This window comes from Polymorphobacter megasporae, assembly GCF_018982885.2.
GTDB lineage: Bacteria > Pseudomonadota > Alphaproteobacteria > Sphingomonadales > Sphingomonadaceae > Polymorphobacter_B > Polymorphobacter_B megasporae.
In genome coordinates, this window is sequence record NZ_CP081849.1 from 222,777 (window position 1) to 243,773 (window position 20,997).

Here is a 20,997-nt window from a genome sequence, read left to right on the forward strand (position 1 = left end):
CTCAGCGGAAATCGCGGGTCTTGACCCGGATGGCGTCCTCGGGGTCCATGCCACCGTCGTGCGGCGGCCAGTAGCTGTCGCGCGGTGCGGGCTTCCAGCCGGCATCGCCGCGATCGGGCGAGCCGGCATGGCGGGCGCCGTCGCCTCGGCCCGTCATGTGCGGGAAGTCCATCCGGCCGACTTGCGCGAGCAGGTCGCTGTGATCGACGATGCGGTCGCAGATGATGTGGATGATCTCGCCCTCCTTCTGCACGCGGCCCTTGAGCCCGATCATCGCCGCACTCATCACCGTCCGCCGCTGCGCTTCGAACCGGTCTGGGTAGAGGATGCCGTTGGCGATGCCGGTCTCGTCCTCGACGGTGACGAAGAGGATGCCCTTGGCCGACCCCGGCTTCTGGCGGATGAGGACGATGCCGGCGACCTCGACCCGGCGGCCGTCCTTGATGGAAACGAGATCGGCGCAGCGTACGATGCCCCGGCTGGCGAGCTCGTTGCGCAGAAACGTCAGCGGGTGGGCGCGTAGCGACAGCTGGAGCGACCGGTAATCCTCGACGACCTCGCGCCCGTCGGACATCGGCCTCAGCGCGACGACCGGCTCGATCCCCTCAGGGCTGAACGCCGCCTCGCGCGCGTCGGCGGCTGCGAACAACGGCAGCGGGGCCTCGCCGAGCCCCCTGACCTTCCACAGTCCCTGCCGCCGGTCCTCGCCGAGCGCATGGAACGCGTCCGCCTCGGCGAGGCGCTCGATCGCCGCGCGGGGAACCGTCGCCCGGCGCCACACCTCCTCGACCGAGCCGAATGATCGCTCACCACGCGCGGCGATGATCGCGGCCCCGTGGACATTGGCGAGGCCGCGGACCTGGCGCAGCCCAAGGCGGACAGCGAGGCGGCCGTCACCGGCGCCGTCGGTGCGTTTCTCCAGCGTGCAGTCCCAGCGACTGGCGTTGACGCACACCGGTCGCACCTCGATGCCGTGGTCGCGAGCGTCGCGGACCACCTGTGCCGGGGCATAGAACCCCATCGGCTGGGCGTTGAGCAGTGCCGCGCAGAACACGTCGGGGTGATGATGCTTCATCCAGCACGAGGCGTAGGCGATCTTGGCGAAGCTGGCGGCGTGGCTCTCGGGGAACCCGTAGCTGCCGAAGCCCTCGATCTGCTTGAATGTCCGCTCGGCGAACTCGCGCGGATAGCCGCGCTCGACCATGCCGTTGACGAGCTTGTCGAAGAAATGGCTGACCCCGCCGGTGACCTTGAATGTCGCCATCGCCCGGCGCAGCTGGTCGGCCTCGGCAGGCGTGAATCCGGCGCCGACGATCGCGACCTTCATCGCCTGCTCCTGGAACAGCGGCACGCCGAGCGTCTTCTCGAGGACGGCGCGGAGCTCGGGGCGGGGATATTCCGGCTTTTCCTTGCCCTCGCGTCGACGGAGGTAGGGATGGACCATGTCGCCCTGGATCGGTCCCGGGCGGACGATCGCGACCTCGATGACGAGATCGTAGAACCGCGTCGGCTTCATCCGCGGCAGCATCGACATCTGCGCCCGGCTCTCGATCTGGAACACGCCGAGCGTGTCGGCTTTCTGGATCATCGCGTAGACGTCGGGATCGTCGTCCTGCAGGTCGGCCATGCCGACGCGAACGCCCTTCGTTTCGTCGAGCAGGTTGAACGCCCGGTTCATGCAACCGAGCATGCCGAGGCCGAGCACATCGACCTTCATGAACTTGAGCGCGTCGATGTCGTCCTTGTCCCATTCGATCACCTGCCGGTCGGCCATTGCAGCCGGTTCGATCGGCACAAGGTCGTCCAATCGGTCGTGGGTCAGGACGAACCCGCCCGGGTGCTGCGACAGGTGGCGCGGGGTGCCCATCAGCTGGCGCGCCAGGTTGAGTGCCAACCCGAGTCGGCGGTCCGCCATGTTCAGTCCGAGCATGGCGACCTGCTTCTCGCCGACCCCCTCCTGACTCCATCCCCAGATCAACCCGGTCAGCGCCTTGGTCAGGTCCTCGGGCAGACCGAGCGCCTTGCCGACCTCGCGCACTGCGCCGCGGGCCCGGTATCGGGTGACGACGGCGGTTAGCGCAGCATGATTGCGGCCGTAGTTCTCATAGATCCACTGGATGATCTCCTCGCGGCGCTCGTGCTCGAAGTCGACGTCGATGTCGGGCGGCTCCTTCCGCTCGCCCGAGACGAAGCGTTCGAACAGCAGCTCGTGTTTGATCGGATCGATGCTGGTGATGCCGAGGACGAAGCAGACGCAGCTGTTCGCCGCCGATCCCCGGCCCTGGCAGAGGATGCCGCGCCGCCGGCTCTCGGCGACGATCGCGTTGACGGTGAGGAAATAGGGTGCGTAGCCAAGGTCGTTGATCAGCCGCAGTTCGTGCGCAATCTGTTTCCGATACGGCAGCGGCACGTCGCCCGAGAACATGGCGGCCGTCGCTTCCCGGGTCAGCTGCTCAAGCGACTCCTGCGCGGTCAGTCCGTCGACGACCTTCTCGTGGGGATACTGATAACTCAATTGGCCGAGATCGAACGTGCAGATGCGAGCGATGTCCGCCGTCGCCGCGATCGCGTCCGGGAAGGCGGCGAACCGGCGCGCCATCTCGTCCGGGGTCTTGAGATGACGATCCGCGTGGCGCTCGCGACGGAACCCGAGCGCGTCGACGGTGCATTTCTCACGGATTGCGGTGACGACGTCCTGCAGCAGCCGTGCGTCGGGAGCATGATACAGGACGTCCCCAGTCGCGACCGCGCGAACACCGGCGGAAGCCGCCTGGGCGGCGAGGTCGTGCAGCCGCACCATGTCGTCGGGACGGCGACGGAACGTGAGCGCGCAGTAAGCCCGTCGGTCGAACACCGCCCTCAGCTCGGCCAGACGTCGCCCCGTCGCGTCCCCAGGAAGGTCGGGCAGGAGGATCGCGATCAGCCCGTCGGACCACGTCGCGACATCGCTCCACCCCAGCGTGCAGCCACCCTTGCCCGCCCTCGATTTGCCGAGGGTCAGAAGACGGCTGAGCCTTGACCATGCCGGTCGGTCGGTCGGGTAGAGCAGAAGGCCGCGGCCATCGTCGAGGACGACGCGACTGCCAGCGATGAGGCGGACGCCGGTCGTCTTCGCCGCCTCCCATGCACGGACAATGCCGGCGACCGAGCCGAGGTCGGCGACGCCGAGCGCGGAATGGCCGAGCCCCGCGGCGGCGGCGAAGAGCTCGTCGGGCGACGACGCGCCGCGCAGGAACGAGAAATGGCTCGTGACCTGAAGTTCGACGTAGCCGGATCGCTGCGACGTCGTCACCCGAACAGTCCGTGCATGAACCAGCTGAGGTCGCCGGTCGCGGGATCGATCCCGTCGCCGCGGCGGAACAGCCAGAACCGGGCGCCGCGGTCGTCCTCGACCCGATAATAGTCGCGGACCGCTTCGATCTCGGCATCGCGCCGCCACCACTCGCCGTGGATGCGCTCGGGACCATCGCCGGCGACGACCGCGTGCATGTCTCCCCGCCATGCGAAGCGGCGAGGCGGATGATCGGGCAAAAGCGCGACGACGTTGGTGAGCATCTCGGGCCGACGCAGAAGCCGGACCGGCCGCTTCCACAGGGGCCACCCGGAGGGTGCATCGAGCGGTCCGGTCCGGCAGGTGGCGCGCTCGGGCACGTCGCTCTCGACCGCGCCGACGGTGAACACGGCGTCGGCACCGGCGCGGCCAGCGAGCTGGTCGACCAGGGTCGCAACGTCCCCTGCCCTGTCGCCGCGGCCGAGGCCGGAGGCCAACGCGGTGGCGCCGAGCGGCTCGACGTGAGACGCGGCGATCACCATCGTCTCGATGCCATCGCCGGGATCGATGCGCTCGACGCGGAGATGGAACAGGCGGGCGAGATGGACCGGATCGCGCGTCGCACTGACGGTCCCGACGGAGATACGCTGTTCGCTTCCATCGATGCGGTCCAGCCGCAGGACGAGGGCGCGGGCGCCGACGCCGCGCTTCCGCAATTCGCCGACCAGATCGCGCAGCAAGTCGGCGACGACCTGTTCGATCGCCTCGGCGGTGACGATCGGCTCGAGCAGCCGTCGGATGGCGACGCATGCCTGCTCGGGCACAAGCGGGACGATGGGCTCGGCGATCCGCCCCAATGCCTGATCGAGGCGGCGAATGCTCGCCAACCCAAGCCGCCGGGCAAGCGGGCCGCGCGGCAGCGGCAGCAGATCGCCGACCGTCTCCAGGCCGAACCGCGCGGCGGCGGCGAGCGCCTCGGGAACGAGCCGCAGACACGCCAGCGGCAGACCCGCCAGCGCCTGGGCATCTCCGCCGCACGCTATCCGGACGATGGGCTGCCCTCCAAACCGCGCCAGCGCATGCGCGGCGCCGGGCGAACCCGCGACTGCGATGCGCGCGGTCAAACCGAGACGGCGGCATAGACCGATCGCGCGGCGGCAGAAGCGCTCCTCGCCGCCGTGGAGATGCGTCACCCCGGTCAGGTCGAGCCATAGCCCATCCAGGCCACTCACGGCCGCCGTAGGCGTCCAATGTCGGACCGCGTGAAGCGCCAGCCTGCCGAGCATCTCCATGTCGGCGGTGGTGTCAGATGGACGGACGTCGAGATCGGGCACGAGGATACGCGCCTGCGCGACGGTCATCCCGCGGACGAGCCCCATCTCGACGGCCGCCGGGCACGAGGACGCGACGGACTGTTTGTTGCCGACCTGCTCGGCCAGAATCAGCGGCCTGATCGAGGGCGCGGTCCTTTCGGCGGCCCCCCGCCACCGCTGAGGCGAACCGGCCGGTGCATCGTCGCCATGCGACCAGCGGGCCCCCGGACGCCACCCCCCGACCGCCGACGTCGGGCATCCGTGCGTCGTCTGAAGAGATCGAGCGCGAGCCTCAAGCTGCGCGCGAGGCTCTGTCCGCCGGATCAGCTCGATCGAGAGCATCGGCAGGTAGAGCGAGGCGACCCGTGTCATCGCAAGCCTCGACAATGAGGGTGAAGGGATCGCCGTTGCGCTGGCGGACGAGTTCGGCGAGCCACCGAGCGCGGCCGACGCCCGGAACCGGCAGCCGCCCCGACGGTGCGCAGGCGATCCGCCACCGCGTCGTCGCAGCGGACAGCTCGGATAACGGACTGACGCCACGCCGCCGCCAGCGCCGCAGCAACAGCGCGGGTGTCCTGCCACCCTCGGCGGCGAGCTGGAGGCGCCGCGTCGCGATCATGTCGGCCCGCTTGACCTCACCGACCACCGCGGCGAGCCCGCCGTGCCGGAGCGCGTCCTCCATGAGCGCCAGGACCTCCTTGTCGTCGCGTCCTTCGGCGAACAGCACCTTGGCCGGCGTCAGTCCCGCCTGCTCGAGCCCCGGCGCATATAGATCGAAGCGACCGACGACCCACAGCACGCGTGCGTCGGCGTCGGCGGCAAACCGCGCGGCGGCGCCGGCGATGAAGAGGGTCGCCGCCGCATCGTCGCCCAGCGACGCCGCGGCCGGAGCGAACTCGTGCACCGCGGCAGCGTGGAGCCCGCCATCCGCCAGCCTCTGGTCGAGCGCGGCAACGGAAAAGCCGAGCGCGGAATGCCGGGTCGCGCCCTCGACGACAGCGAGATGCTCCCGGAGACGCGACAGCGATTCTGATCTGGATGCGATGGCGGACATGAAAAGCGCGACTCGTTTGTTCGCTCTATGTTCTTATCAACGACCGCCGACGTCAAGCCGGGTTGTGTCTTCGGCCCTTCAGCGCGTTGGGTCGGCGACTGAATTCAGCATCATGGAGTGGTCGTCGGCGCCTAGATGATCGACGCTCTCGGGGGTGGGAACCACTCGATCGTCATCTACAGCGCGGCGCGTCCCCGGCGACGATGACACGGTCGGCGGATAGCGGATCCATCGACGGTGATTTCGGAGTAGCGCGATGCGAGGGGACAACCCACAACATCGAGAGGTAATTCGGAGTGGCTTGATGAAAAAGGCGGTCGATCCCAAGCTCAAGGTATTCTCAGCCCAGATGGGCTTCTACGATTCCGTCGTCGCGGCGCGCAGCCAGACGGCAGCGCTCGAGGCGTGGGGCACCCGGCAAAACCTGTTCGCCAGCGGCCAGGCGAGGCAGACGGACGACGCGCAGGCCGTCGAGGCGGCGCGGGCGCAGCCCGGCGTGCCGCTTCGGCGGCTGATCGGGACCACAAACCCCTTCGAACTGAAGCCCCGTGGCCTTCCCGAGATCCCCGACGCGCCGCGAAAGTGGGCCGAGGACGTCCATCCCCAAAAACCGCCCGCTAAGCCGCCTAGAAAGACGAAGCCTGCGGATCGCAGGCCGCTCGACAAGGCCGAGGCCGCGCTCCGCCACGTCGACGAGGACCGCAAGCGCGAGGAGGCCGAACTCCGCCGACGGCAGGACGAGCTCGATGCGGAACGGGAGGCGTCGCAGGCACGGTATGTCGAGCAGCGCAAACAGGCGACCAGTGCTGTCGTCGAGGCGCGGACCGCCTACCGGAAGGCCGGTGGCACCGGCTGATCAGCCGGCCTTGCGCGCCCGCGGCTTTGCCGCCGGCGCCTTCTTGGCCGTGGCCTTGTCGTCCTTCGCCGCATCCTTGGCCCCCGACTTGGCGGCACCTTTCTTACCCTCGAGGCTGGCGCGGAGCGCCGCCATGAGGTCGATGACGTTGGTATTGTCGGGCTCGGCAACGGCGGCGGGCTTGTGACCCTTCTTCTTCTCCTCGATCAGGTCCTTCAACGCCTTCTCGTAACGGTCGACAAATTGGCTCGGGTCGAACGGCCCCTCGCGCTGCTCGATGATCTTTTCGGCGATCGCGATCATCCCGGCGTCGGCCTTGTCGTCGCTGATGCCGGCGAAGATCTCGTCGGACTTGCGGACTTCGGCGTCGGACCGGATCGTGTAGGCAAGGATACCCTTGCCGCGCGGCTCGAGCGCCAGAATCCGCTCGCGCGTCGCCATGACGATGCGCCCGAGCGCGATCTGCCCCGACTTCTCCATCGCGGTGCGGATGACGCCGAATGCCTCCTGCGCCATCTTGCCGTCGGGCGCGAGATAATAGGGGTTGTCCCAATAGAGCCGATCGATCTCGTCGCCGGCGACGAAGCGTTCGATGTCGATCGTCTTGGTGCTCTCGAGCTTGACCGATTTGATCTCGTCGTCGGTCAGCAGAATGTATTCGCCCTTCGATACCTCATAGCCCTTGACCAGCTTCGACCGCTCGATCGGCCCCGTGTCGGGGTCGGTCGTGATCATCTTGATCCGGTTGTTGGTCTCGGGGTTGATCAGGTTGAAGTGGACGTCGCCTGCGGCGTTGGTCGCGGTATACATCGCGACCGGACAGGTCACGAGTGAGAGCTTGAGATGACCCTGCCAGCTTGGACGATACGCCATGTCGCTTCCTCGCGGCGCGGACGAGGGCGCCAGGATCGATCAACGACCCTCGCGCGAAATCGTTTCCCGCCCGGTATCGTCACCCGCAGGGGGTCGTCGCGCCGGTCTCGAGATCGATGGTGAAGCAATGCTCGTGGCTGGTGCCGACTTCGCGCACGATCACCCGCATCTCGTTGTCGTCGGCGATGGGTGGATGGAAATCCTCGACGTAGGCGACCGCCGCCGCCTCGAACGATGCCTCGTCGAGCAATCGGGCGTGATGCTGGTCGATGTGCCGGGCGTGGACGCTGAACCGGCGGGTCGCGGCTTGAGGCATGGTCTGTTCTCCTTCACCCTCAACGCCGCGACGAGAAAATCGACTCATCGATCAAGTGCGATCATTGTGATTGTCGGACGTTTATCGACCAGTCCTACCGAGGCGCCGATGGCCACGACCAAGCTCGACAAATACCAAGGCATGCGGGACTTCGCGCAGACCGCCGAGCCGTCGGGCGACGACGCCAAGGTCGTGCCGTCGCAGGCGCTGCGCTTCGTCATTCAGAAGCACGCAGCGAGCCACCTCCACTTCGACCTTCGCCTCGAGTTCGAAGGCACTTTTCGGTCATGGGCTGTGCCGAAGGCACCGTCGCTCGACCCGTCCGACAAGCGCATGGCGATGGAGGTCGAAGATCATCCGCTCGACTATGGCGACTTCGAGGGCACCATCCCGAAGGGCCAGTATGGTGGCGGCACGGTGATGCTGTGGGATCGCGGCTATTGGGCCCCCGAGAAGGGGTTCGAGAACATCGCCGCGGCGCTGGCCAAGGGCGAGCTCAAGTTCGTCATGGAGGGCGAGCGGATGCACGGCTCGTGGGTCATCGTCCGGCTCAAGGGCGACGGCCGCGGCAGGCCGAAGAATGCGTGGCTGCTGATCAAGCACCGTGACGAGGGGGCGGTCGAGGGCAACGTCACCGGTCCGAGCGACGACGACCGCTCGGTGGCGTCGAAGCGCACAATGGCCGACATCGCCGCCGGTAAGGGCCGTTCGGCGAAGCCGTTCATGACCGCCGGCGGTGCCGACGCCGGTGCGGTGTGGCAGAGCAACCGCTCGACCGCGACGGCGGGACCGAAGGCGGCCGCCGAAACGAAGACCAAGTCCCCCGCGGAGCCCGGCAAGTCGGCCAACGCCGTCGTGGCTGAAGTCGTGCCGGCGTTCATCGAGCCGCAGCTGACGACGATGGTCGAGAAGCCCCCGGCCGGCTCGGGTTGGGCGCACGAGATCAAGTTCGACGGCTACCGCATGCAACTGCGGACCGTCGGCGGCAAGGCGACGCTGCTTAGCCGCAAGGGGCTCGACTGGTCGGCGAAATTCCCCGAGATCGTCGCTGCCGGTGCCAAGCTCGGCGACGGGATCGTCGACGGCGAGGTCGTCGCGCTCGACCACACCGGCGCGCCCAGCTTCGCCGGGCTGCAGGCGGCGATTTCCGACGGGAAGACGGAAAATCTCGTATTCTTCGCATTCGACCGGATGTTCGATGGCCACGAGGACCTCCGCCCGCTGCCGCTGCTCGCGCGGAAGGAGCGACTTGCCGCCAGCCTCGACGGACACGCGGCGAACCTGCGCTACGTCGATCACTTCGTCACCGCGGGCGACGCCGTGCTGCTGTCGGCGTGTCGCATGGATCTCGAGGGGATCGTCTCGAAGAAGGTCGACGCGCCCTACGTCTCCGGTCGCAGCGAGAGCTGGGCGAAATCGAAGTGCCGCCAAGGCCACGAGGTTGTGCTCGGGGGCTGGACGACCAACGGCGACGCGTTCCGCTCGCTGATCGCGGGTGTCCATCGCGACGGCGAACTGGTCCACGTCGGCCGCATCGGCACCGGGTTCGGCCGCGACGTCGTCGCCGCGATCATGCCGAAGCTCAAGGCATTGGCCAGCGACATCAGTCCGTTCAAGGGCAAGGGCGCACCTCGCAAGACCGCCGACATCCATTGGCTGCGGCCCGAACTCGTGGCTGAGATCCAATACGCCGGGTTCACCGGCGATGGGTCGCTGCGCCAGGCGTCGTTCAAAGGGCTGCGCGACGATAAGCCGGCGGCCGAGGTCGAAGCCGAGGCACCGGCCCCGCCGACGACCGAACTCCACACTCCGGCACCGACGGCAGTGGTGACGACGACCGTCCGGTCGGCGACGGTGATGCCGCGTGGATCCGCCGTCGTCATGGGCCAGACGATCTCGCATGCCGACAAGGCGCTCTGGCCCGACGCGAACGACGGCCAACCCGTGAGCAAGGTCGAGCTCGCCCGCTACTACGAGGCGGTCGGCGAATGGATGCTGCCCCACCTCAAGGGCCGACCGTGCTCGATGATCCGCATGCCCGATGGGATCGACGGCAAGCAGAACTTCTTCCAGCGTCACACGTCGAAGGGCCAGTCGTCCCTGATCACCGAGGTGGAGGTCCGGGGCGACCGCCAGCCCTACATCCGGTTCGACACCGTCGAGGCGCTCGTCGCAGCGGCCCAGACCGGGGCCTTGGAACTCCACCCGTGGAATTGCGAGCCCTTCCTGCCCGAGCAGCCGGGCCGCTTCGTGTTCGACCTCGATCCGGCGCCCGATGTGCCATTCGACGCCGTCATTACCGCCGCGAAGGAGGTCCGCGACCGCTTGTCGGCGCTCGGTTTGGTCGGCTTCTGCAAGACAACGGGCGGCAAGGGGCTCCACATCGTCACCCCGCTCGACGGCAAAGGCGTCGACTGGCCGACGGCCAAGGCGTTCGCCCGCGACGTCTGCAAGGCCATGGCCGCCGACGCTCCCGACCGCTATCTGATCAACATGGCGAAGAAGGAGCGCACCGGGCGCATCTTCCTCGACTACCTCCGCAACGACCGCATGGCGACAGCGGTGGCGCCACTGTCCCCGCGCGGACGGCCCGGCGCGCCGGTGTCGATGCCGATCAGCTGGTCACAGGTGAAAAAGGGGCTCGATCCTGCGAAATACACGGTGCGCACCGTGCCGGCGGTGATCAGGAAATCCTCGGCCTGGGCTGACTATTGCAGGAACGAGCGCCCTCTCCGCGAGGCGATCACAAAGCTGGGCAAGGTCTGAAGGCGGCTGCGAGAGAGTCAACGACGACGTCGCGCTGGCAATATCCAGGCGTGCTCGCTGTTGCCATCAGCGACGTTCGATCAGGCTATCCTGAAGACTTCAACCGACGTAATCCTCTCGGATCGAATGCGCGATTTGGCAGGGGAGCGAAATGCCGGTTTATCTGAAACTTGGTTCGTTGCAGGGGGCCGTCACTGCGGGCCCGTATAAGGGTTGGATCGAGATCGACTCCTATAGTTGGGGCTTCTCGGTCGCCGTGCAGACGACGGCAGGTGCGGCAGGCAACCGCGCGTCGTCAGGCAAGGTGACGCCGGGCGACGTCCACCTGGTGAAGCGTCAGGATGACACGACGACACAGTTCATGCTGCAGGCGCTCGAAGGGAAAAATACGCCGGAGGCGCAGCTCGCCGTTACCATCCAGGCGTCGGACGGCGCTCAGGCGAAATACATCGAATATGTCATGAAGAACGTGATCTGCACGTCCTTCACGACTTCGGGTCAGAGTTCCGGTGGTGAGCCGATGGAGAACATCGCGCTGAACTTCAGTCAGGTCAGCTTCAATCAGTTCCTGCGCGATGATACGAATGCGGAACGTGCGGTCCGCGGTGGATACGACTTCACGACCGCCAAGAAGATCTGACCTTAAGCTCGCCGGGGTCGCGCATGCCGTCGATCCCGGCAAGCGCCGTGGAAGCCGACTGAAGAGATTACCGTGGTCGGTGAATGCGTGTCCGATCGGCGCCGAAGTCACATGCGCACGACGACAGCACCGGCGACCGTCTTCGCCGATAGCGTGCGCACACAAGGTCGGATCGCAGTTCGTCTGCGAGGAGTGTGATGGTGCCCTTTACGTGTGGCGACACGTTGGTTCGCTCAGATCGCAGCGGGTCGGATTGCGGCTGACGAACGTCACGGAGATGCACCTATGACCGTCACCTTCCAGCGGCGCCTCATCGTCGATGCGTCATCGTTGAAACCAGCAGATCGCAGCGGTTGGGAAGCCGCGGTTATGTATAATCTGGGGGAGATCGCGCGGTCGAACACCGGGCTGTGCGTCCTGCACGAGTTGCATTGCCACGCCCGGTTCGTCCGGGTCGTGCCCTATCCGTCGACGGACAAGAATGCAGGGGCGCTCCCGACGAGCTTCGCGAACGCCGAATATCCAGCTCATCCGGTAAGGTATGGAGACGGCAGCAAGGCCGTGCCGGCTCAAGTCTCGACCGGACTCGGGTCAGATGTGATCCTTCAATACACGCCCTGGCGCTTCACGTCGCGGCAGCACCATGCGGCGACGCTTCTGCACGAGCTGCAGCATGCCTCCGAGGACGTCGCCGGCAAGTTGTTCGCGAATCCGCTGGGCTGGTCTTTCGACACGGTGGCCGAATTCGACGCGATCCTCGTTGAGAACATGTATCGGTCGGAAAAGGGGTATCCGATACGGCGGTCGCACCGAAACCTCACCGACGTCCTGAAGACCGACCGGATGGTGCCCGACGCCGGCTATGTCCGCCTTCTGCGCTCGTTCCGCGACAGGATGCCGCGTCTGGTCCAGCAACTCGGCGATGTCGATGTTCCCTTCAATCCCTTCCGCAAGGGGGCGGCAGGGTATGCCGGCGTTCAAGGTGACGTCCCGGGGTCGACACGCTGGGCGTAAAACGAATTCGGCGTCGTCGCGCGGGGCCCGGTTCTGGCCCACATAATTTTGTTGCACGGCCAATGTGTCCCATGTCTCTCAAATTGAGAACCGGTCACATGGGCAACTCTGGAGCCTCCGGTGCCGGGCACGATCACGACGGACCCCCGACTATAATCGTCGCAGCCGATCCCGGCCTTGCGGGCATCGACGCCTATCCCTAGACGCGTCAAATCGGCCAGCTGGCCGGGATGCAAGGGGTCGACGATGCTCTACCGCATGCACGAGGCAACCTTCGAGATCGCCGACGAGCTTCACGATCAGACCGTCGGGCTGTTCACGCTGACGCCGTCCGGGCCGAGCCCGTTCAACATCGTCATTACGCGGATGACGGTGGCGGCAGGAACTTCGCTGAAGGATCACGTCGGGCACGAACTCGACACCCTCGCGCAGACCTTGAAGGATTACGAACTGCTGTGGCGGCGCGAATACGAGATCGACGGTCGACCGGCCGAGATCACCGGCGCACGCCTCGCCGGAGGTGAGGGGTTTTTGGACCAGCGGCAGGTGTTCACGCTCATCGGCCAGCAGTCGTTGACCATCACGGCCAGCGCCAATGGCGCCTTTACCGCCGAGCAGCTGCTAATTCTTGACCGCCTCGTCGAGACGTTCCGGTTCGCCGGTTAGGTCTCGGCATTGCCTAAAGCCGCCCGCCTCGGCGACCGCATCAGCCATACCAACGCCTATTCCGGGCTGATCATGGGCGCGCTGGCCGGCGCGGCGATCGCGGCGGTATGCGCGACCGGCGGCCTCGCCGCGGTGGCCATAGCCGCCGCCGGCGGGGCCGGACTTGGCGGCGTCCTCGGTGAATTCGTCGGGGGCTTCTCGACCTACGATGCCGGCTCGATCGTTAAGGCAAGCGAGGATGCGGACACCAATCACGTCGGTGCCGCGCGGGCGACCGACGACGTCGCCTGCGACGATCACGGAAACCAGAAGATCGCCGAGGGAAGCAAGCTCGTCCACATCGACGGCCTACCGGCTGCCCGCATCGGCGACCGGACCACCTGCGGCGCGGAGATCTCGACCGCGTCTGACGACACCAACATCGGCGGACCGAAGGAGCAGCTCCTCGCCATCGACCCGGAAGTTCCGCTCGCCGCCGAACTGATCGTCGGCGCACTCGGTCTGATCGGCGGCGTCGGCGCCATTGCCATGGCGGCGAAGGGGCTCAAGCTGCTGATGGCCGCGCGCCTGGCGGCTGGGCTCGCTGGTGGAGCCGGCTTCGGATACGAAGGCAACAAGGTGGGGGGTAGGCTCTTCGGAGAAGGCTCGCGCGGTCAGCGCCAGTTCGCCCTTGGCAGCGGTCTTCTCGGCGGCGCTCTGTCATCAGGCGCCGCCGGGGGCCGGCTTGACCCCTTCAACTACCGCGTCAAGGTCGATCCCAACGCGCTCGGCATGAACGGAGGCAACGCCCATCTCCAATACATGGGCGATTACGCCCGACCGTCGGGCTTCCGCACTGGCGTAAGGGACGAGGTCTGGAATAGCGCGAAGACGACAGATGGGACCGTCATCGATCCGGTGAGCAGCAAGCCCATGGATCCAGACGATCCTTGGGACATGGGTCACAAGCCCGGCTACGAGTTCCGCAAGCATCAGGTCTCGGCCGCCGATCGGGGCATCTCGCGTCAGCAGTTCCTCGACGAATACAACAACCCCGACCACTATCGGCCGGAACTGCCGTCCTCCAACCGCGGCCACAGCGGCGAGGACGACACCGACACCTACCTTGGAGATTGAGCGATGGAAGTCCCGATCAGTCACAAGACGCTCGCCAGATACCTGAAATCGGCATTGGGCGGCGACGGCGTGAAGGTCGTCACCTACTGGGACGAGGCGGAGAAGTCGTCGATCGCGATACTATCCGCATCGGATAGCCCGACAACCGGAGTGACGACCCATGCCACGATCGGCCTGTCCGACGTCGACATCGAGACTTCGGTCGGAGATGCGCCTCTGCGGGTCGAGCTGTTGATTGCGGCGCGGGACGAGTTCACCGATACGGCGAATATTCTCTCCACATGCGCCTTCAATGTCATGAACTCCGGCGCGCCTTTGCTGCCGGACTCCGTGCACATCGATGCAGTCGGCATGTATTTGAAGAACACGGCGATGCGGCACGTGATGCTATACGATCCCTTCCTTTGGAATTTGGAGACGCAGCGTCTGCCGGATCGGACCGTTGCGTGGCTGCTCGCGTTGCCGATATCTGAAAGTGAAAGGATATACGGCGCGACCCGAGGCGCGTCGGCTCTCGCCGAACTGTTTCAGCAGATGCAGATCGACGTCTTCGACCTCGAACGCGCCGCCGCAGTGTGAGCTGCAGGTTCAGCCGATCCTTAAAGTCGGTTAGGATTCGATAATGTTCTGCACAAAATCACAAAGCAGCCGGTAATCTAACAGCTGCGAGTTTGCTACGTCGCGAACAGATTGTCGAATGTAGGGAACCCACTGCACGCTAGAGACGACCGAGCTTTGCCAGCCGCAGATTGCGAAGGGCCCGCCTAATCCGCTTCTACGATCCGACACCGTGCGGCCCGTGACGCGGACCCTGTCGACGGACGAAGGCGACAGCGCACTTAGGTCGGTGCCTTGCATAACCAGGTTGAACGCTGGCAGTCGAGAGCCAAGAGCGAGATCGTTACCAATGCACCATTACGACATGCCTGGTCCGCCCTCGAGCGCCGAAGACAGTAGCCATCGATTGCTTCATTCGGCCGTCGTCATGCCGAGCACTGGCGCGGTGATGAGAATCCCGCCCCCACTCCGACCTCCCGTCCGCATGGCTGCCTTCCGCCGCAACTGAACCGAAAATGATGGGGCGGAGAAAGTAGTCGAAGGCGATCGCGTCCATTCCGCCCGAAGGCAGCACTGCCCTCACGGCAGCGCGCAAACCGCCAGGAGGTAGATGAACAAAGGTCCGCTTACCGCGAATGCTTGCGCAAAAGCTGCCAGGCGGCAAACGGCCCCTTCTCCGCAAAAAGCGGCCCTTGAATTACATCCGTTAAAGGGCGCGATCAAGTTGCCCTCAGCGGCCGGCATTGGGTCTTTGCTGCAAAGAAGCCGCTCAATGAACGCTCTATCGGAGCGCCAATGGCAATTGACACGGGCACCTCCGCTGCGCCTATGTTAATCGCTGCGGGGGCGGCGGGATTCGGAAGGGGGAGGCGCATGAAGAGTGTCATTGGGCTCGTAGTGGGGCTAGCTATTGCTACTCAGGCAACCGCCACGGAGCTTATCTTGTACCCGGTGCAGATTGGCAGCGAGACGGTCCGCTACCGCACAGGTATCCCGACGCTCAATCTCGAAACAGCGAGCGGGTCCGTGACCGTGACGCCCCTTCCGCTTGATCATAATCACGCTACCTTCGGCGTCGCGGTCTACAACAAGGCCGACAATTCCGTTAATTTCGGCGTGGAGAATGTCACGGCAACGATCGCCGGCAAGCCTATACCGGTACTCAGTCGCGAGGAACTGCAACGGCGAGCGAAGAACCGTGCCGCCTGGTCGATGGTCGGCATTGCGCTGCTTTCAGGCGTTGCAGCAGCGGCCGTCTCGACCGCACACACGACCAGCCAGTCGTACGGCAACATTCGGACCCCGCATGGCACCTATTTCTGGTCATCAAGCTACCGAGATAACTCGCTGGGTGCCGTCGCCGCGGGTGCTACCGTCGCGGCAGGTACGGCAGGCATCGTTGGCGTTCAGAACCGCCTCGATTATACGCTCGGGACACTGGCAACCGATATTCTTCAGACCACGACCATCGACCCCGACAACAGCTACGGTGGCATCGTCGTTATCGAAAAGCCGAGCGGCATTGCAGCCCCGTACGATGTGACGGTGAGCATGCATCTCAACGGTGTCGAGTATCCGTTCACCTTCCGGCTGACCGAACAAGGAAAGAACAAGCCCGCACCGTTCACGGAAGCGGCTTTCGGGAATCATCCGCGCTTATCTCACTCGACACCTGCGCCTGTGCCGCCGACTATTGCACCGGCGACGAGCTCGCTGCCGTCTCAGTCGGTTCCGGCGTCCAGCTTACCACCGCCTGCGGCTTCGAGCTCGTAGGGGAAGCACTTACGGCCAATGATCCGCGTCCACTTTGCCGCTGCCCCTTTGCTCATCGGGTGGCGATAGTGAATGTTGATCAGCCGATTGTCGCCCGATTCAGTGATGTCGAAAAATAGCGTCGGGTGACCGAAGAATATCGAGTTCGGGTATTTGATTGTCTCGATCGAGATGCCCGAGCTGCCGAGCGGCTCGTCCTTCACCAAATTGCCGGCCATCTTCTTTTCGATGCAGGATACGAGAAGATCGCGCGACTGCGCGGACGGAATGGCAAGTCCGGTATCATGCGGCATGGGAGCCTCGGCCGTCAGCATAAGGCCGGCAACGAGCGCTAGTGCAAGTGATCTGGTCATGACTTCCCCCGAACCGGGACCCCACCGGCGGTTCCGTTCTCGCTGATGCCAGGGGGCGACGTCAACCGGCTGATTCACTTTCATCGCAGTGGCCGGTTCTGGCATAAGAGACCGGCCACTGGCGAGGTTGCGCGATGCAGCACTCAACGGACGCTGAAAAAACGTCTAATTTCCGGATGCGCGAACGGCACCGTGGACCTCCGCATGAATGGTTTTCGCGACTGTAGCTCCCGCTTAACAAAGGTCCGCTTACCGCGAATGGTTGCCCGAAAGCCGCCAGGCGGCAACCGGCCCCAAGCCAGCCCCAGGACCGGAGCCGTCGCAGCGGCGACCAAAGGGGTGGTTGGCCAACATTCAGGAGACGGGCAGAATCCCAAAAAAATCACCACCTATGCCCGCCGCCATGCAAGGCCCAAGACTGCGAGCGTCGTCCGATCCCTGATCCTGATACGTCGCTTGGCAGTAGTCTCGCACTCGTTGGAACGCCGTCGAATCTCGTTGATGCGCCATTGCAAACGGGAAGGTCAAAGATTGCTCCGACCGATACAAGCGCACCAGCCGGAAAGAGTTTGCATACTCAAAAAGCGACCAGTCCTGCTGCGCTTCGCACCCTCTGTCTGACGCTTTTTTGGCTCGACAAAAAAGATAGGCACTGTCTCGCATCTGCTGAAGGCTAGCGGCACCCAACGCCGGGTCCAGTTTCCACTTCGCTGTAGAGCCAAGCCGAGAGTTCGCTTGAGCTTGCACAAGCTGCTCCGTACTCGTTTGACCTGGGCTGCAGCCGGCCAGCGAGACAGTGGCGACGATTATCCAGAAGCCATTCATTCGAGCACCTTCGCATCGAAGAGGGACGTCCGCAATTAGAGCGTGAGCCGCCGCCGGATCCTCGGTTTGGGCAATGGCAGCTATCCCGCTTTCACCGCCCGGAAGCGGACTGTCTGGATACGGCCCCCGAGGCCGCGCCAGGGATGGAGTCGCGGCAGCGGCGACCAAGGGGTGGTGAACGGCCAGACCGGCAGCTTTCAAAAAGTCGGAGGCGATAGCTGTCATTCCTGAAGGTTGTTTTTGATCGAGAAAGCGGTAGGCTTCTCGAAACTCGCCTCCATCGACATTTTAGTAAGAATCAGCGGCTCACCACAAGTCCACAACACGCCAGCCTTTCAGGCTCACGAGAACGGACGGGTAGCGTCGCGAGAGCGGTACGATGACGTTCTGGCCCAGATCGAGGCGACAATCTCCTGAACCGGCCGGCGTGATGCTGCGGACGTGGCGTGTGTTGGCCAACCAAGATCGATGCGTGCGGACGAGGCCTGCCGAAGATACACGGTGCGCACCGTGCCGGCGGTGATCCGGAAATCCTCGGCCTGGGCTGACTACTGCAGGAACGAGCGCCCTGTCCGCGAGGCGATCACAAAGCTGGGCAAGGTCTGAAGGCGGCTGCGAGGGCAGGTCCGGCCGGCACCGCTTGACAGGATTCCAGTGCTGCACGAACGGCCCGATTGCCGGGAACTGGTCGCACAGCAGCTGGAATCCATAGTCGCTGCCGTGCCGGAGAAGCGGGCGAAAACCCGTACCTCGAGCGCGGGGAAAGCGTAGCGAAGTATCTGCCACCGCCCTTCCTCTACGCCGACGCGAAAGCTGGTCTTGCGAAGATGCACCTATAGCGTCAGCCGATCGCCCTCGATAGCGTCGTCAGCCATTGGTGAAGTCTTCTTAGCGTCAGGTCGACGACCAGGTGGTGGGGGTGTCCGGGCTTGGTGAATGCACCATTGGTGCGTTCGCGCGGGCAGCGGCTGGTCGGCACCAGGCAGGATGAGGTTTGCCTTGGCTGCATTGGTCGGATCGAGACCGTAAGCGCGCTTGCTCACTGCCCATTGCAGCACCTTGAACACCGTCGCCGAGGGCGCAAATTCCTTCTTCTTGGCGTGGTGCTCGTAATGGACGGTCACGTCTACTTCAACCAGCCGCTTCTCGCAGCGGCATGAAACCGGCGGACGCCCCCCTTAGCATCGCGCCGCTATTTAGATAAAGCGAGCCACCTCTGACTGCGGTGATTAATTTTCGCGTTTCTGGCCGTCTGTGATAGATATTCGCAGTCGGTGAATGGTCTTTGCAAAGCGGCCTAGACCGAGTGAATGATTTTCGCGGAGAGCCCCATGGGTGAATGGCCCTCACAGTCAGTGAATGATTTTCACGATCTCCCGCTTGCGGAGGCTGGTACGCCTGCGGGCTATGCCGCGTTGATCTCGCGCTATGACCTCGCCGTTCCCTTGCCCGCGCGGTTGACCGCGATTGCGCAGCGCCATCATCCGGTCTCGACGGACCGCTGGTTGATGCAGACCCCACGCCATGCGCCCGGCAACGACCTCGCTGAGCAACTCACACATGCGCTGCGGTATGAGGGCGTCGATCTTGCCGTGCTCTCGGCGCTGTTCGGAGTGATCGACCCTGCGGATATCGCAGCGATCGTGGCGGCGGCGCCGACCGGTGCTTATGCCCGCCGGATCTGGTTTCTCTATGAATGGCAGACCGGTCTTCGCCTCCATGTTCCCGACGCCGGCAAGATCAGACTGGTCCCGGCAATCAACGCAGTGCAGCAGCTTGCACTGGCTGAAGGCGAGCCATCGCCGCGCCACCGCGTGCTTAACAACCTGCCAGGTACACCCGCCTTTTGCCCGATGGTTCGCCGTACACCGACCATCGACGCATATGTGGCACGCGCCTTCGACGTTCGCGTACGAGAGACGGTCGGCCGCATCCGCCGCGATCTGCTGGCCCGCGCTGCCGCCTTTCTGCTGCTGAACGATTCTAAGTCGTCCTTTGCCATCGAGGGCGAGCGTCCGTCAGGCGATCGGGCAACGCGATGGGGCCAGGCAATCGCCCAGGCCGGCACGCGATCCTTAAGCATTGCGGAATTTGACAGGTTGCAACGCATCGTCATTGGCGATCCCCGGTTCGTCCGGCTGGGTTTACGCGATGAAGGCGGGTTCGTCGGCGTCCATGATCGCGATACCAACATGCCGGTCCCCGATCATATCAGCGCCAGGCCGCAGGATCTCGAGTCCCTGCTCGGTGGCCTGATCGAGTATGTCGAGCGGACGGCGCGTGGGCGGTCGGATCCGGTCGCCGCTGCTGCCTGCGCCGCGTTCGGATTTGTCTATATCCATCCTTATGTCGACGGAAACGGCCGCCTTCACCGCTGGCTCATCCACCACGCGCTCGCGCTTGCCGCGTTCAACCCGCCGGGGCTGATCTTCCCGATAAGTGTTGCGATTTACCGGCGGATCGATGAGTATCGCCGAGTGTTGCAGAGTTATTCGGCCCCCCTGCTGCCGCTCATCCGATGGCAGCCCACCGCCGATGGCAATGTCCAGGTCCTCAACGATACCGCCGACTATTATCGCTATTTCGATGCGACCGCGCATGTCGAATTCCTCTACGCCTGTGTCGAGCAGACGATCGAGCGAGATATGCCGGAAGAGATCCGGTTCCTCGAAGCCTTTGATCGGTTCAGCGACCGCATCCAGCAGATCGTCGATATGCCGGCCGCGCAGGTCGAACTCCTGCGTGGTTTTCTCGCGCAGAACGATGGTCTCTTGTCGCAGCGGGGCCGGACGAAGGAATTTGCGGCGCTCGCCGATGAAGAAGTTGCTCAGATCGAGGTCATCTACGCGGAGATGTTCGCCGCCGAGGGATAAACGCTGGCGGTTTTTCGCAAAGGAATGCGCGCGGCCGCCAACAGGCCTCGGTATCAGCCGGACGATGCAGGTCGCACTTAAGAATATTTGCTCGCTGCCCAATTGAATAATGAGATTGGTCAGCTGGCGCGAACGTTGCGCCTCAAGGTGAGCGCTCCATTGCTGTCCGTCTGTTGCCGACACGCCCATTTGAGAGGGTGAGCCACGTCTTTCACCAGCAGCTCCGCCCGCAAATGCAGACCTTCCCACGCAATGCCCAGGGGAAGGCGCAGCATCGCCTGACGGATACCGGCAGGCGTTGGATAGCCGGCGTCGACACAGCCACGCGCGAGAACCTGGCCCCCGGCATCCGAGATGCTAAGCTGAACGGTACCCGGAGGTGCCGCAACGCCGTCATTGGCGAGGCCGACGACGAGCCCGTTCGTACCGCCGTCACCAAACGCCCAGATGAAGGCAGGATAGACACGGTACCCAATCCGTCGCGCAGCACGATCAACCGGCGCAGGGTCGCGGTCGTAGAAACTGAGAATATGCTCGACCGCTTCGTCGTGCCAGTTCCAGACCGACCAATAATTGGCGCCGACGGCAAGGACATGGTCGATGATCCGTTCGTTCAGCGTGACACCCTCGTCGATGTCGAGCACATCCACGTCTCCGCGCGTCATGCCGACCTCGCTCACCGCCGCACACCATGGCGGACGATTGCTGAGGGCTTCGATCTGCGTATTCT

Annotated in this window: 18 protein-coding genes; 9 read left to right on the top strand and 9 right to left on the bottom strand. The window is 64.7% G+C overall.

All coding sequences use genetic code 11. The features are described 5' to 3' along the window. Position 1 precedes the first annotated feature (1 nt). Genes KTC28_RS19400 through KTC28_RS19410 form a run of 3 tightly spaced genes read right to left on the bottom strand, consistent with a single transcriptional unit; the run spans position 2 to position 5,638 of the window. Complete coding sequence (locus tag KTC28_RS19400) at positions 2-3,292, bottom strand: error-prone DNA polymerase (RefSeq protein WP_216710509.1); 3,291 nt, start codon at positions 3,290-3,292, stop codon at positions 2-4. Then, the gene (locus KTC28_RS19405) at positions 3,289-4,956 is read right to left on the bottom strand and encodes a Y-family DNA polymerase (RefSeq protein ID WP_216710508.1); all 1,668 of its coding nucleotides are present in this window, start codon (positions 4,954-4,956) and stop codon (positions 3,289-3,291) included. Before KTC28_RS19405 ends, KTC28_RS19400 begins: the two co-directional genes overlap by 4 nt. Continuing rightward, positions 4,877-5,638, bottom strand: coding sequence for an ImuA family protein (locus KTC28_RS19410; RefSeq protein ID WP_216710507.1), 762 nt, complete (start codon positions 5,636-5,638; stop codon positions 4,877-4,879). The genes KTC28_RS19405 and KTC28_RS19410 overlap by 80 nt, the downstream gene beginning before the upstream one ends. Before the next feature lie 304 nt (positions 5,639-5,942). Between KTC28_RS19410 and KTC28_RS19415 the strand changes: the two genes are divergently transcribed. Then, positions 5,943-6,494: a hypothetical protein gene (locus KTC28_RS19415; RefSeq protein ID WP_216710506.1), complete on the top strand. Its 552-nt coding sequence runs from the start codon at positions 5,943-5,945 to the stop codon at positions 6,492-6,494. Here the strand turns inward: KTC28_RS19415 and ku are convergent, their stop codons facing one another. Beyond that, the gene (ku, locus tag KTC28_RS19420; RefSeq protein ID WP_216710505.1) at positions 6,495-7,367 is read right to left on the bottom strand and encodes a non-homologous end joining protein Ku; all 873 of its coding nucleotides are present in this window, start codon (positions 7,365-7,367) and stop codon (positions 6,495-6,497) included. Positions 7,368-7,446: 79 nt separating this feature from the next. Further along, the gene (locus tag KTC28_RS19425) at positions 7,447-7,683 is read right to left on the bottom strand and encodes a DUF5961 family protein (protein ID WP_216710504.1); all 237 of its coding nucleotides are present in this window, start codon (positions 7,681-7,683) and stop codon (positions 7,447-7,449) included. A 108-nt stretch (positions 7,684-7,791) separates the two neighbouring features. Between KTC28_RS19425 and ligD the strand changes: the two genes are divergently transcribed. From ligD to KTC28_RS19460, 7 genes are all read left to right on the top strand, one after another. Then, complete coding sequence (gene ligD / locus KTC28_RS19430) at positions 7,792-10,449, top strand: DNA ligase D (RefSeq protein WP_216710503.1); 2,658 nt, start codon at positions 7,792-7,794, stop codon at positions 10,447-10,449. 151 nt (positions 10,450-10,600) lie between these two features. Next, positions 10,601-11,089: an Hcp family type VI secretion system effector gene (locus KTC28_RS19435; RefSeq protein WP_216710502.1), complete on the top strand. Its 489-nt coding sequence runs from the start codon at positions 10,601-10,603 to the stop codon at positions 11,087-11,089. A 285-nt stretch (positions 11,090-11,374) separates the two neighbouring features. Next, entirely contained in the window at positions 11,375-12,103 is a 729-nt protein-coding gene (locus KTC28_RS19440; RefSeq protein WP_216710501.1) for a hypothetical protein, read from the top strand. A 246-nt stretch (positions 12,104-12,349) separates the two neighbouring features. Next, complete coding sequence (locus KTC28_RS19445) at positions 12,350-12,769, top strand: DcrB-related protein (protein WP_216710500.1); 420 nt, start codon at positions 12,350-12,352, stop codon at positions 12,767-12,769. Between the two features lie 72 nt (positions 12,770-12,841). Further along, on the top strand, positions 12,842-13,885 hold the full coding sequence (locus KTC28_RS23185; RefSeq protein WP_216710499.1) for a GH-E family nuclease: 1,044 nt from the start codon (positions 12,842-12,844) through the stop codon (positions 13,883-13,885). A gap of 3 nt (positions 13,886-13,888) precedes the next feature. Continuing rightward, positions 13,889-14,464 (top strand): suppressor of fused domain protein, encoded by a 576-nt coding sequence (locus KTC28_RS19455; protein ID WP_216710498.1) that lies wholly within the window; start codon positions 13,889-13,891, stop codon positions 14,462-14,464. Between the two features lie 852 nt (positions 14,465-15,316). Then, positions 15,317-16,216, top strand: coding sequence for a hypothetical protein (locus tag KTC28_RS19460; protein WP_216710497.1), 900 nt, complete (start codon positions 15,317-15,319; stop codon positions 16,214-16,216). Here the strand turns inward: KTC28_RS19460 and KTC28_RS19465 are convergent. The 3 genes from KTC28_RS19465 to KTC28_RS19475 form a co-directional block, all read right to left on the bottom strand. Beyond that, a complete protein-coding gene (locus tag KTC28_RS19465; protein ID WP_223132358.1) occupies positions 16,165-16,653 on the bottom strand; it encodes a hypothetical protein in 489 nt (162 codons plus the stop codon). The two genes, KTC28_RS19460 and KTC28_RS19465, sit on opposite strands and share 52 nt — an antisense overlap. Before the next feature lie 1,047 nt (positions 16,654-17,700). Beyond that, complete coding sequence (locus KTC28_RS23345; RefSeq protein ID WP_369426597.1) at positions 17,701-18,180, bottom strand: LytTR family DNA-binding domain-containing protein; 480 nt, start codon at positions 18,178-18,180, stop codon at positions 17,701-17,703. A 47-nt stretch (positions 18,181-18,227) separates the two neighbouring features. Beyond that, entirely contained in the window at positions 18,228-18,518 is a 291-nt protein-coding gene (locus KTC28_RS19475) for a hypothetical protein (protein ID WP_216710494.1), read from the bottom strand. A gap of 207 nt (positions 18,519-18,725) precedes the next feature. On the opposite strand from KTC28_RS19475, the gene KTC28_RS19480 reads away from it, so the two are divergent. Then, entirely contained in the window at positions 18,726-20,267 is a 1,542-nt protein-coding gene (locus KTC28_RS19480; protein WP_255602587.1) for a Fic family protein, read from the top strand. A 119-nt stretch (positions 20,268-20,386) separates the two neighbouring features. Here KTC28_RS19480 and KTC28_RS19485 read toward each other — a convergent pair whose 3' ends face one another. Next, entirely contained in the window at positions 20,387-20,947 is a 561-nt protein-coding gene (locus tag KTC28_RS19485; protein ID WP_216710492.1) for a hypothetical protein, read from the bottom strand. Positions 20,948-20,997 lie beyond the last annotated feature (50 nt).